The sequence below is a fragment of the Pandoraea sp. ISTKB genome (genome assembly GCF_001721285.1).
GTDB lineage: Bacteria > Pseudomonadota > Gammaproteobacteria > Burkholderiales > Burkholderiaceae > Pandoraea > Pandoraea capi.
Genome location: NZ_MAOS01000045.1, coordinates 22,738 through 35,628, shown reverse-complemented (window position 1 = coordinate 35,628; position 12,891 = coordinate 22,738). Strand labels below are relative to the sequence as shown.

The 12,891-nt window shown below is 66.4% G+C and carries 12 protein-coding genes; 9 read left to right on the top strand and 3 right to left on the bottom strand.

What is annotated here, in order from left to right:
- Window positions 1–104 precede the first annotated feature (104 nt).
- Window positions 105–770: a cysteine dioxygenase gene (locus A9762_RS17755; RefSeq protein WP_083254039.1), complete on the bottom strand. Its 666-nt coding sequence runs from the start codon at window positions 768–770 to the stop codon at window positions 105–107.
- The gene (locus A9762_RS17750; RefSeq protein WP_069343337.1) at window positions 767–2,038 is read right to left on the bottom strand and encodes an acyl-CoA dehydrogenase family protein; all 1,272 of its coding nucleotides are present in this window, start codon (window positions 2,036–2,038) and stop codon (window positions 767–769) included. Before A9762_RS17750 ends, A9762_RS17755 begins: the two co-directional genes overlap by 4 nt.
- A 261-nt stretch (window positions 2,039–2,299) precedes the next feature.
- Here A9762_RS17750 and A9762_RS17745 point away from each other — a divergent pair, with 261 nt between their 5' ends.
- The 9 genes from A9762_RS17745 (at window position 2,300) to A9762_RS17705 (ending at window position 11,216) form a co-directional block, all read left to right on the top strand.
- Window positions 2,300–3,397, top strand: coding sequence for an LLM class flavin-dependent oxidoreductase (locus A9762_RS17745; protein ID WP_069343336.1), 1,098 nt, complete (start codon window positions 2,300–2,302; stop codon window positions 3,395–3,397).
- Between the two features lie 49 nt (window positions 3,398–3,446).
- The gene (locus A9762_RS17740; RefSeq protein WP_069343335.1) at window positions 3,447–4,346 is read left to right on the top strand and encodes a class II aldolase/adducin family protein; all 900 of its coding nucleotides are present in this window, start codon (window positions 3,447–3,449) and stop codon (window positions 4,344–4,346) included.
- An 81-nt stretch (window positions 4,347–4,427) separates the two neighbouring features.
- Window positions 4,428–5,471 carry an ABC transporter substrate-binding protein gene (locus A9762_RS17735; RefSeq protein WP_083254038.1) on the top strand — a complete coding sequence of 348 codons (1,044 nt, stop codon included), beginning with the start codon at window positions 4,428–4,430 and terminating at the stop codon, window positions 5,469–5,471.
- Window positions 5,472–5,496: 25 nt separating this feature from the next.
- Entirely contained in the window at window positions 5,497–6,645 is a 1,149-nt protein-coding gene (locus tag A9762_RS17730; RefSeq protein ID WP_240493610.1) for an ABC transporter permease, read from the top strand.
- Window positions 6,639–7,550, top strand: coding sequence for an ABC transporter ATP-binding protein (locus A9762_RS17725; RefSeq protein WP_083254037.1), 912 nt, complete (start codon window positions 6,639–6,641; stop codon window positions 7,548–7,550). Before A9762_RS17730 ends, A9762_RS17725 begins: the two co-directional genes overlap by 7 nt.
- Before the next feature lie 120 nt (window positions 7,551–7,670).
- Window positions 7,671–8,921, top strand: coding sequence for a cytochrome c (locus tag A9762_RS17720; protein WP_069343334.1), 1,251 nt, complete (start codon window positions 7,671–7,673; stop codon window positions 8,919–8,921).
- 78 nt (window positions 8,922–8,999) lie between these two features.
- Complete coding sequence (locus A9762_RS17715; protein WP_069343333.1) at window positions 9,000–9,986, top strand: ABC transporter substrate-binding protein; 987 nt, start codon at window positions 9,000–9,002, stop codon at window positions 9,984–9,986.
- 247 nt (window positions 9,987–10,233) lie between these two features.
- Window positions 10,234–10,875 carry a LysE family translocator gene (locus tag A9762_RS17710; protein ID WP_069343332.1) on the top strand — a complete coding sequence of 214 codons (642 nt, stop codon included), beginning with the start codon at window positions 10,234–10,236 and terminating at the stop codon, window positions 10,873–10,875.
- Between the two features lie 98 nt (window positions 10,876–10,973).
- Window positions 10,974–11,216 carry a DUF3820 family protein gene (locus A9762_RS17705; protein ID WP_069343331.1) on the top strand — a complete coding sequence of 81 codons (243 nt, stop codon included), beginning with the start codon at window positions 10,974–10,976 and terminating at the stop codon, window positions 11,214–11,216.
- A 67-nt stretch (window positions 11,217–11,283) separates the two neighbouring features.
- Here A9762_RS17705 and A9762_RS17700 read toward each other — a convergent pair whose 3' ends face one another.
- On the bottom strand, window positions 11,284–12,810 hold the full coding sequence (locus A9762_RS17700) for an amidase (RefSeq protein ID WP_083254047.1): 1,527 nt from the start codon (window positions 12,808–12,810) through the stop codon (window positions 11,284–11,286).
- Between the last annotated feature and the right edge of the window lie 81 nt (window positions 12,811–12,891).

Here is a 12,891-nt window from a genome sequence, read left to right as displayed (position 1 = left end):
TAGGGGATGCGGTGGTCGATTGCACGGACACGGTGATTCCTTGAATTCGTCGAATGCCGACGCCTGCGGGCTCGTCAGACCCATCAGGCGCGTCGGGCGTTTGTCTATTGTTTGTCGGCGGGCGGCGCAGCCTTGCCCCACGGGTTCGGCAGTTGCGCGTTGGCATAGCCGGAGACGAAGCCCTTGCGCTCGCCCGACTCGGTGAAGACGCTGCGGTGCACCGCCCCGATGTTCGCGCCGTAGACGTGGATGCTCACCGACACGCGGTCGTCGTAAGCGTTGCTCACGCGGTGGATGTCGCCCAGACGCGGCGACAGCACCTCAACGTCGCCCGGCGTCAGCCGTACCGGATCACCCGCGATGACGGGCACGCCTTGCGCGTCCAGCACGTACGGCTGCGAGTCTTCTGCCCCGCGCAACATGCCGATCAGTCCCCACACGGTGTGATCGTGAATCGGCGTGCGCTGGCCCGGCCCCCACACGAAGCTCACGATGGAGAATCGTTGCGCGGAATCGCAGTGCAACAGGAATTGCTGGTAATGCTCAGGATGCGGCGTAGCGAACGCCTCGGGCAGCCAGTCGTCGCGAGCGACGAGTTGCGCCAGCAATCCGGCGCCCTCTTCGAGCAGCGTGGTTTCGTGCGGACGCCGCTCCAGCAGTCGCGAAAACGCAGCCACGAAGGTGCGCAGCGGGTCGAGCGCGTCGTAATCGTGTGCCGGCAAATCGCGCGACAAGGCGATGCCATCGAGCACTTCGGTCGTACCTGTCATGCAGATTCCCGGAAAGCAGCGAGCGCCTGCCTGCCGGCAGCACTCAGAATGGTGTCGTTTTGCGGCGTGTGGATGCGGCTGCACAGCACGTCGCGATGATAGCGCTCAAGCGGGTTGTTGCGCGAAAGCCCATGGTTGCCCGACAGTTGCAGGGCCAGTTCCAGCACCCGGATCGCGTTGCCCGTCACCGTGAACTTTAGCGCACCGCTGGCAATGTCGTCATCGGGTTCTCCCGCATCGGCTGCGTGCGCCGCAGCATCGAGCAGACGCTGATTGACGTGCAGCAGCGTTGCGATCTCCCCCACGGTCTCCTGAACACGCGGCAGGGTCGCAAGCGGCGCGCCGAGATTGCCCGGCACGCGTGTATTCAGGAACGTTACGAGCCAGTCGACGCCCGCACGCGCGACGGCGTCATAAAGCGTGCCGAGCAAGACGCTCATCCACGCCTGCTGCTCGATGTGAGCATCGTTGTCGCGTTGACCGATGCCGGCCGGCGCCCACTCGGACGGCGCACGAATGTCCACCGCATTGCCGAATGGCAGATCGATGTCTTCCAGAATGACCTCATGACTCGCGGACGCCCGCAGGCCGAGGTGATCCCAGTTCTGCACGACGCGAATGCCCGGCCGATCGGGCGACGCCTCGGCACCCGCAGGACGCGGCACGAGAAACACGCCGACACGCGGCTCCGCTTCGTCCGTGCGCGCCCATACCGAAAGCCAGCGCAGCGCCGGAATGCCGGTGCAATACAGCTTGCGCCCGGACAGCCGCCAGCCGGTTTCGGTACGTCGTGCAATGGTCGACGGCAAGCCGCCCCGTGCCGGTGTGCCGAGATCGGGCTCGACGCGCAGCGCATTGATGAGCGCGCCGTCACGAACCGCGCTTTCGAACACCGCGCGACGCTGCGCTTCTGGCCAGCGCGTGCTGGTCCTCACGAGCGAGCGATGCTGAAGATAGGTCATCGTCAGCACGAGCGCCGTGGCCGATTCGCCGGCGGCGACAGCCCCCACGATGCGGCGCGCCGTCGTCAATCCACCGCCACCGCCGCCCTCGGCACGCGGCACGATTTCGGCGATCAGGCCATGACGATGCAGCAGCGCAAAGTTCTCGAACGGAAAACGGGCATCGCGATCGAGCGACGCCGCGCCCTCGGCCAACGCGCGCGTGATGGGCGGCAGCAGCGCGTCCAGTTGAGCCAGGCGTGCGGGGCCGTCGGCACGCGGCAGGGGCAGCACCGCCCCGGAAGGTGCGAGACCGGAAGAAGACATGATTTTGGAATAAGCAAATTCGCGTTCGGCGCCCTGTGCGCCTCACTGCGTGTCGGTATGACCGTGCCCATAGCGTAAGGCCCGGCACGGCGCGGCCCAACCATCCATATCGAATAATCTTTGCGGAAATGATTATTTAACGGCCGGAGATTGTTTGCGTAGGCTCACTCCCATTCACCGTCTGTTCCGATCGATGGGCGTGTAGCGCAAACCGACCCACGTCGCCGTGCACGCGTCCCCTGTCAAGAAATGGAGAGCGTCATGAGCGTCGAAATCATCGGCATGATTCAAAGCAGTAAGCAATCCGAAATTCATCCCAAGAGCGGCCCGGTCGTCGACCGCGACTACGTGCGCAATTTCGCGCGGGCTCACGAGCAATCGGGCTTCGACCGCATTCTCGTGCCGCATCACTCGACCAGTCCGTCGGCCACGCTCACGATCGCCTACGCGTCGGCCGTGACCGAGAACATCCACTTCATGCTCGCGCATCGTCCGGGGTTCGTCGCCCCGACGCTGGCCGCGCGCCAGATCGCCACGCTCGACCAGTTCAGCGGCGGACGTCTGGGCGTTCACTTCATCTCCGGCGGCTCCGACGAAGAACAGCAGCGCGACGGCGACTTCTTGCTGCACGACGAACGCTATGCGCGCACGGACGAGTACCTGAGCATTCTGCGTCGCATCTGGACGGAAGACACGCCGTTCGATCACGACGGCAAGTACTACCGCTTCAAGCAAGGCTTCTCCGAAGTCAAACCGGTGCAGCAACCGCACGTGCCGATCTTCTTTGGTGGCGCCTCCGAGGCTGCGCTGGAAGTCGCGGCCAAGCATGCGGACATCTATGCGCTGTGGGGCGAGTCGCTCGATCAGGTACGCGACATCACCACGCGCGTACGCGCCGCAGCGGCGGTATATGGCCGCGTGCCGCGCTTCTCGGTATCGTTCCGTCCGATTCTGGCCGAGACGGAAACCAAGGCCTGGGAGCGCGCCGACAAGATTCTGGCGCAGGCGAAGGCCATTCGCGAAGCCGCGGGGCTGCCGCAGGGCTCTGCACTGCAAAGCGAGGGCGCTCGCCGCCTGCTCGCCGCCGCCGACAAGGGCGCGCGACTGGACAAGGTGCTGTGGACCGAGATCGCCAAGCTCATCGGCGGACGTTCGAACTCCACCGCACTCGTGGGCACGCCGGAGCAGGTCGCCGACGCCCTGCTCGACTACTACGACCTTGGGGTCACGACGTTCCTCATTCGCGGCTTCGATCCGCTGGGCGACGCCATCGACTACGGGCGTGAGCTGATTCCGCGTCTGCGCACGCTGGTCGCCGAGCGCGACCGTCAGAACGACGCCACGCGCCGTGCCGCCTGATCGGCCAGTCGCCCCGTCACTTCCCCACTCGACGCCAAGGAGAAACTCAATGGCTGCCGTTCTGCCCGTCGACACCCACAGCTTCGGACGTACCTCGCCCACCTCGCCGGCGCCCATCACCCCGGCCACCGTCACCACGCCGACCGGCCTCGTGCTCAACGCGGCCCCGGCGCAGCGCTTCTGGTTCGACGCACCGCCCGTGCGCAGCGACATCCTCGCCGAGCGTCGCCATCGTCAGACACGTCTGGCCGCCGCGTTCCGCATCTTCGCGCGTCACGGCTTCGACCTCGGGCTGGCCGGCCACATCACCGCGCGCGATCCCGAGCTGACCGACCACTTCTGGGTCAATCCGCTCGGCGTGCACTTCTCGCGCATCAAGGTCTCCGACCTGCTGCTCGTGAACGCCAAGGGTGAAACGGTCGTGGGCGATCGTCCTCTCAATAAGGCTGCGTTCGCCATTCATGCGGCGATTCACGAAGCACATCCGCATCTGGTCGCCGCCGCGCACACCCACTCGACCTACGGCAAGGCATGGTCGACGCTGGGCCGCGCACTCGATCCGCTCACGCAGGATTCGTGCGGCTTCTTCGAAGACCACGCGCTCTTCGACGACTTCACCGGCATGGTGGTCGACGACAGCGAAGGCAACCGCATTGCGCACGCGCTGAACAAGCCCGACGGCAGCGGCACGGTCAAAGGCGTGATCCTCAAGAACCACGGCATTCTCACGGCAGGTCCGACGGTCGAGGCCGCTGCGTGGTGGTACATCGCGCTGGAGAACGTTGCGTACACGCAGTTGCTTGCCGAGGCTGCCGGCACGCCGCAACGCATCGATGAGGCGACGGCGCGTCACACGCACAGTCAGGTTGGTGGCCCGGAAGGCGCGCTGTACTCGTTCGAAAGCCTTTACGAGGGCCTCGTCGAAGCCGAGCCGGATCTGCTCGACTGACTTTGCGCCGCTGACTTTGCGCCACTGAGGTACACGCAAACCCACGTACAAACATCACAAATCAACAGGGGAGTCGTATCCATGAAGTTCCGCCACACCGACAAGACCATCGATGTCGCCACACCCGCCACCGTGCACGCCGGTCGCCGCAAAGTGCTGCGCGCAGGCACAGCCGTGGCGCTCGCCGCGCCCGCACTGCTGCTCGGCCGTCAGGCATGGTCGCAACCGAAGAAGCTCACGTTCGCGTGGAACCAGAACTCGTTCTGCCTGACGCCCATCGTTGCGGCGCAGGAGCGCGGCTTCTTCGAAAAGAACGGCTTGCAGGTCGACCTCATCAACTACAGCGGCTCGACCGATCAGTTGCTCGAATCCATCGCCACGGGTAAGGCAGACGCCGCCGTGGGCATGATTCACCGCTGGCTCAAGCCGCTGGAATCGGGCTTCGACGTGAAGATCATCGGCAGCTCGCACGGCGGCTGCGTGCGTTTGCTCGGCTCGAAGGCGGCGGGGATCACGTCGCTCGCCGCGCTCAAGGGCAAGACCGTCGGCGTGTCGGATCTGGCCGCACCGGGCAAGCACTTCTTCCAGATTCTGCTCGCGAAGAACGGCATCGACGCCGAGCGCGACATCACCTGGCGTCAGTATCCGGCCGACCTGCTCGGCGTGGCCGTGGACAAGGGCGAGATTCAGGCGATCGCGGACGGCGACCCGAACCTCTATCTGCTGGAAAAGCGCACCAACGGCGCGTACGTCGAACTGGCGACGAACCTGAGCGGCGAATACGCCCGCAAGGTGTGCTGCGTGATCGGCGCACGCGGCGATCTGGTGCGTAACGACCGGGCCGCCGCGAGCGCGCTGGCACGCTCGATCGTGCAGGCCACGGAATTCGTCAACGAGAATCCGAACGAGGCCGCGAAGATCTTCGCCAAGTACTCGCCGAAGATCAGCCCCGAGGATCTGCGCAAGCTGTACGCCACGCTCACCTATACCCATCACCCGACCGGTGTCGATCTGCGCGACGAGATCGCGTATTTCGCCGACGACTTCCGTCGTATCGGCGTGCTCAAGAAGACGACCGATCCGCAGAAACTCGCGCAGCACGTCTACGCCAATGTGCTGGGCTGACGCTGCGATTTTTGGATAAGCCACCATGAGTGCAATCCTCGACAATGCCGCACTGCGCGGCGCCTCGCCCGCCGGTGCACTGGAATTGACGGAACAGACGGAAGGCTCGGCGCTGCGCGTGACGGCGTCGGCGGTGTCGACGACGTCCTCGCATCTGCCAAGATTCGACGACACCGACATCGACCAACTGTTCGCCGCGCCGCGCGCCCCGGCGCTGTGGAGCGCGGGCTTCGTGGCCGCGCTCGCCTGGGCGGCCTTCGGCTCGCTCACGCTGCGCTGGCCCAACAAGATCGTGGGGTTCGCCGACTGGGCGTTCACCGATGAATTGGGCGTGTTCGCGCTGGTCGTCGCCGCGCTACTCGCGGTGCTGTCGGTCGCGGGGCGCGCCACACCGCCGCTGCTGCGCCTGCGCGAAGCGCTGACCGGCGCGGGCCCTTGGCTCGTCGCCATTCCGGTGGCGCTGTCTGCGTGGGAAATCCTCACCGCCAAGACGGGTGCGCTGCCCACGCCCTTCTTCGCCCCGCCGCAAGCGCTCATCGAGGTCTACACCGAAGATTGGCGACGGCTTGGCGACAGCGCAGTGAACACACTCAAGTTGCTCGGCCTCGGCTTCGGGTTCGGCGCGATTGCCGGTTTTCTGATCGGCGTGTCGATCGGCTGGTCGCGCGCCATCGGCTATTGGGTGCATCCGGTGCTGCGCGTGCTCGGCCCGGTGCCCGCCACCGCGCTCCTGCCGCTGACCTTCTACTTCTTCCCGTCGAGCTACTCCGCCGCCGCGTTCCTCATCGCACTGTCGACGGCCTTCCCCGTGGCAGTGCTCACGTGGTCGGGCGTTGCGGGCGTGAACAAGAGCTACTACGACGTAGCGCGCACGCTTGGCGCCTCGGAGGCGTTTCTGGTGCTGCGTGTGGCGATTCCCGCCGCCTTGCCGAACGTCTTCGTCGGTCTGTTCATGGGCCTCGGCGCGTCGTTCTCGGTACTTGTGACGGCCGAGATGATGGGCGTGAAGTCCGGCCTCGGCTGGTATCTCACGTGGGCGCAGGGCTGGGCGTCTTACGTGAACATGTATGCCGCGCTGATCGTCATGGCATTGCTCTTCTCGGGCGTCATTACGCTGCTCTTTACCGTGCGCGACCGTGCGCTCGCCTGGCAGAAAGGAACCGTCAAATGGTAAGCGCCGCCACCACTTCCCCCACATTCGCCGGCGTGGATACCGAGACGTCGCAATCCTCGACATCGCAAACATCGGCTGAGTCGGTTCAGTCGCCCGATACGGGCCATCGCCCGAATGCCTCGAATGCCTCGAATGCCTCGGCCAACGACACCGGCGCGCAAATCGACATCCAGGGCGTGAGTCACTGGTTCGGCTCGCGGCAAGCCCCGTTGCAAGTGCTCGACGGTGTCGACCTGCACGTCGCGCCCGGCGAGTTCGTCGCCTTGCTCGGCCCCAGTGGCTGCGGCAAGTCCACGCTGCTGCGCCTCGTTGCCGGACTGGAGACGGCCACGCGTGGCGCGATCAGGCAGGACGGCGCCGACATCACACGCCCCGATCCGTCACGCATCGTCGTGTTCCAGGACCCGACGCTTTACCCGTGGCGCACAGTGCGCGATAACGTCGCGCTCGGTCTGCAAGCGCGCGGCGTGCTCGCGAAGGAACGTCCCCGTGTCGACGCCGCGCTGGCGCGCGTGGGCTTGTCCGAGTTCGCCGACGCCTTCCCGCATCAACTCTCCGGCGGCATGGCGCAACGTGTGGCGCTCGCCCGTGCGCTCGTCAACGATCCGCGCCTGCTGGTGCTCGACGAGCCGCTCGGCAAGCTCGACTCGCTCACCCGGCTGGCGATGCAAAGCGAACTCGTCGATCTGTGGCAGCGCGCCGGCTTCTCCGCGCTGCTCGTCACGCACGATGTCGAGGAAGCGCTGTTCCTCGCGCAACGGGTGATCGTCTTCAGTGCTCGCCCCGCGAGAATCGTGGCGGAGTTGCGCGTCGATCTGCCGTATCCGCGTCATCGCGGCGACCCTCGCATTACCGAACTGCGCCACGAAGCGCTCCGACATCTGGGGCTCGATGCCAGTTGGTAAACCTGCAGGTGTCGTGGCTGTCGTGAATCGATTTACCGTGCGTCGTTCTGCGATGCGGGCGACGTCGACGCGCCCGCCGTCATCGGACTGCTGCCCGACCCAACCCCCTCGGCAGCACCGATGACATCGCCGCCCTCTCATCTCTGGCTCAATGCCTTGCTTCAGGCGTTGCAGTTCGTGCAGTCCACATGGCTGAGCGCGATGTATGCGCTCGGCATTACCGACGATTCGCACGGTGCTCCAGCGTGGCCGTGGGCGTCGCGCATCGCCGGTGAAAACCTCGTCATCGACGTCTCCCTCGCCCGGCAATTCGCGTGGATGCTCGCGGCGATCGCGTTCGCGCTCCTCTGCCTGACGATCGCCCTGCGCTGGCGGCGTGCCTGGCGCTGGCTGACGGTGGCCGCCATCGGTGCACTGGTCATCGCACCATGGCCGTCGCCGTCGCTGTGGCTCAGCGCCGCCGTGCCGACGAGTTTCCACACGAGTCCGACGGGCTTCACCGTCGAGAGCATCGCGCGCGGCGCACGGATCTATGCTGCGCAATGTGTCGCGTGTCACGGGGCAGACGGGCGCGGTGAGGGCCCGCTGGCCCAGACGCTCAGACGCTGGCCGCCCACCATGGCGAGCGCGTTGCTGAGTCGTCGTGCTGACGGCGAACTCTTCTGGCACGTGTTGTACGGCATGCGCGACGATCAGGGCGTAACGATGCCCGGCTTCGTCGGGCGGCTGAGCGACCGCGAAGTCTGGGCTGCGCTCGATTACATGCGCGTGCTCTCAGCGTCGGCGGGCATGGCGGCGGGCGGCAGTTGGCCGGTGCCGATCGCCATACCGTCCGTTGCCGTGAAATGCGCCAATGGTGCGGACACGCCCGTCGCCGCGTGGCGCGGCCGTCAGCGCGTGCGTGTCGTCGCCGTGGACGCCGCGCATCCCGCACCGTTCGAAGATCCGCGCTTTCTCACGCTGTTGATCCGCGCCGCAGATTCGTCGACGGCATCGACCACATCGACCGCGTCGACCGCATCGACAGTACGCGCCGTTCGCACGGCGGCGTCGCCACGTGCACCTGCCAATGTCACACCGCTGTTCGGCACGCGCGCGGACTGCATTGCCGATTCGCCGGAGGCATGGCAGGTCTTCGCGCAGATCGCCGGGGCATCACCCTCGACGCTCGCCGGCACCGAATGGCTGGCGGACCGCGACGGCTGGCTGCGCGCCCTCGCGCCGGCCGGGCGTCGCGGCTGGGCAGACGGCGGTCTCATGTGCACGACGACGACCGCCCTGGAGACCACCACCGGCGACCCACTGACCGCCACGCTGCGCCAGATGGACGACGATCCGGTGCGCTTCGTCAAAGGCGGGTTCGTGCATTAGCACGCATGCCGCCCGCGCACCGTTGCCAACCTTGACAACACGTTCTTACGCTTTAGCGATCCACTACAGGCTTTCATCATGACGATCTCCCGACGCCGCTTCTTGCAGTACCTCACCACGACGAGCGCCGCAGGCACCGCCATCACACTTTCGACACTCTCCTCGCTGGCCGCCCCCGGTCTCGCCTTCGCGCAATCCGGCCGCCCGGTACTCAAGGCAGGCGACCAGAAAGGCGGGTTGCGCGCGCTGCTCGAAGCCGCCGACGAGTTGAAGCAACTGCCCTACGACATCCAGTGGACGGAATTCCCCGCCGCCGCACCGCTCGCCGAAGCACTCAATGCGGGCGCAGTCGACTGCGGCCCGATCGGTGACGCGCCGGTGATCTTCGCGCTCTCCGCCGGCGCCGCGATCAAGATCATCGGCGCCAACCGCTCGGACGCCTTTGGGACCGCCGTGCTGGTGCGTCCCGATTCAACGCTGCGCACGGCCGCCGACCTCAAGGGCAAGAACATCGGCACGACACGCGGCTCCATCGGCCACTTCGTCACGCTCAAGGCGATCACGGCCGCTGGCCTCTCACCGAGCGACGTCAACTTCCGCTTCCTGCCACCGGCCGACACCGTCACGGCGCTGGCGAGCGGGTCGGTCGACGCGTGGGCCACCTGGGAGCCGTACACGGCCGTGGCCGAGACCACCGGACGCGCCCGCGTGCTCGTGAACGGCCGGGGGCTCTGGTCGGGCCTGAGCTATCTCGCGGCCACCGACGCGGCGATTGCGGCAAAACAGGAAGTGCTGCGCGACTTCCTCGCCCGGGTCGTGCGCGCGCAGGTCTGGTCGTATCAGCACGTCGACGCGTTCTCCGCCGCGATGGCGCGCATCATCGGCATTCCGCCCGAGGCCGCGAAGCTCCAGTTCTCGCGACGCGCCACGAAATGGCGCAACATCGACGACGCGCTCGTCGCCGAACAGCAACGCACGGCCGACTTCTACTCGCAGGTCGGGTTGTTGCGTCAGCCGCTCGATGTCCGGCCGACGTTCGACAAACGCTTTCCGATCAAGGTCTGAACACGCAAGCCGATCGGTGTCATGACGGGGCACCCCGGCCCATCGTCCCCATCCGGCGGTTCGACGATGGCGAACGGGGGATCGGAGGATGGGCCGACGCCCCGTACGGCATCCCCGGCGTCCAACTGGCTTGGCGGGAATTCGCCGAAGTGTCTATGGCACGCGGCGTGGCGTGCCCCGACACTAGGGCATTGCCCGCCGTGCCGTGTGCGGGCCCGACATCCATCCGGGCTTACCGGGATTCGTCATGACCGCCAACGCCGCGCTCTCCACGCATTTGCTGATCGCCTTCACGGCGTACTTCGTCAACGCCGCCAGCCCCGGGCCGAGCAATCTGGCGATCATGTCCATCGCGGCCAATCACGGACGTCGCCCGGCACTCTCCTTCGCACTCGGTGTCATGTCCGGCTCGCTGTTCTGGGCGATGGTCGCGATGCTGGGCATCTCGGCAACGTTGCTCGCTTATGCGCAGTTCCTCGTGGCGATCAAGATTTTCGGCGGCGCCTACCTGCTGTGGCTCGCGTTCAAGTCGGGGCGTGCGGCACTGCGCCCCTCGCCATCGACCACCTTCGTCCCCATGGATGCCGACGGCAAGCCCTCGCTCAAACGCCTCTACGTGCGCGGCACCCTGCTCCATCTGACCAATCCGAAGGCCGTGCTGGGATGGATGTCGGTCGTCGCACTGTCATCCGCACCGGACGGCACGATGCCTGTGGCCGTCGTGCCCGGCTGCGCCGCGCTCGGCCTCACGATTTTCTGCGGTTACGCATTGCTGTTCTCCACGCGTGCGGCGCGGCAGATCTACCTTCGGATCCGTCGCTGGCTCGACGGCTGCCTCGCAGTCGTGTTCGGTGCGGCGGGTTGGCAACTGCTGACGTCGCGCCTCTGATCGGCATGCACAGGGGGCGCTAGAGGACGCGACGCGCTACCGCCTGTGGTAGCGTGTGGCCTTCCCTTCGATCTGCGCGCCACGCGCGCGCCCGCACCATGCTGGATTTCGACGCCGACGCCCTGATGCGTCTCGTAACCACGCCCATGCCGTACGGCAAGCACAAGGGCACGATGATCGCCGACCTGCCGGGCAACTACCTCAGCTGGTTCGCCCGCGAAGGCTTCCCGTCAGGCGAGATCGGCCGTCTGCTTGCGCTCATGCACGAGATCGATCACAACGCGCTCGGTGAATTGCTCAAACCGTTGCGTGCGCACGCGCAGGGCGCGCGGCCGAAGTAGCCGGCGCGCTGCGTGAATTCAGTGCTTTCAGTGCGATCTCGTTCGACTCGATAAACGGCGGATGACGTCAGACGCCGGTGAGCATCGACGGCAAACGACGTTGCACCCACTGCGTCTGCTTCTCATGCGCGTGCGCCAGTTGCAGCACCGCGAGGTCGGCCTGCGCCGGGCCGATGATCTGCAAGCCCATCGGCAAGCCGCGCGTGTCGAACCCGACCGGCACGCTGATGGCCGGCAGCCCTGCCAGCGTCGGCCCGATCACGACTTCCATCCAGCGGTGATAGGTGTCCATCGACTTCCCCGCCACCGAGGTCGGCCAGTGCGTGTCGGCGTCGAACGGGAAGACCTGCGCCGACGGCAACAGCAGGAAGTCGTAACGCTCGAACAGACGCGCCAGCGAGCGGTACCACTCGCTGCGGTCGATGGACGCGCGAAACACGTCGGCCGCGCGCAGGGTCTCGCCCCCCGCCGCCTCCCACTGCGCTTCAGGCTTGAGCTTGTCGCGCCGTGCCGGGTCGGCGTACATCTCGCCGAGCGAGCCATTCACCATCCAGTGACGCAGCGTCAGCCAGGTCTGCCAGAGACGGTCCGGGGCGAAATCGGGCGCGCAGGCTTCGACTTCACATCCCATTGCCGCAAAGTCCCTTAGCGACGCCTCGCACAGCGCCATCACGCCGTCTTCCATCGGCAGATGACCGCCGTAGTCGCCCAGCCAGCCGAGCTTCAATCCCTTGACATCGCGTTGCAGGCTACCTGCGAAATGCGACGCGTCGTGCGCGAGCGACAACGGACTGCGGGCATCGAAACCCGCCTGCGTGACGAGGAGTTGCGCGACGTCCGCGACCGTGCGTCCCATCGGGCCTTCGGTGCTCAGTTGCTGCACAAAGACTTCCGGGGCGGGGCCATACGGCACCCGGCCCTGCGACGGCCGGAAGCCGTAGACGTTGCCGAATGCGGCCGGGTTGCGCAACGAGCCCATCATGTCGCTGCCATCTGCCACCGGCAGCATGCGCAGCGCCAGTGCGCTGCCCGCGCCACCGCTGCTGCCCCCGGCGATGCGCGTGGGGTCGTAAGCATTGCGGGTGGTACCGAACACGGGGTTGTAGCTGTGCGAGCCGAGACCGAATTCAGAGACGTTGGTCTTGCCGATGAAGATCGCGCCGGCGGCACGGATGCGCGACACGCTGATGCTGTCCTGCGTGTCGGGGGCGTCGGACGTCAGTGGCGAGCCCTTGCGAGTCGGCAGTCCGGCGCAGGACGCCAGATCCTTTACCGCGTGCGGCATGCCGTGCATCCAGCCGAGATAGTCGCCATTGGCAAGCTGACGGTCGCGCGCGTCGGCCTCGGCGAGCAGGGCGTCGGCGTCGCGCAGCGACACGATGGCGTTCACCGACGGGTTGTGTCGTGCAATGTGTGCGAGGTACGCCTGCATCACTTCGCGGCAGGACACGCGCCGTTCGCGAATGGCGGCGGACAGCGCGAGCGCGTCGAGCGCGACGATGTCGTTCAAGGGGGCGTGTGAGGTGAACTGTGACACGGGTTGTGAAGCGGGTTCTGAAGCGTCACGCGAAAATTCGGCGGCGTCCGAGGGCATCGGCCCGGTCGGCACTGTGGCCATGTCTCTCTCCTTGGCGGTGGCGTCGTCCGGTGCGACGCCGTTGTCTTAAACGTCATT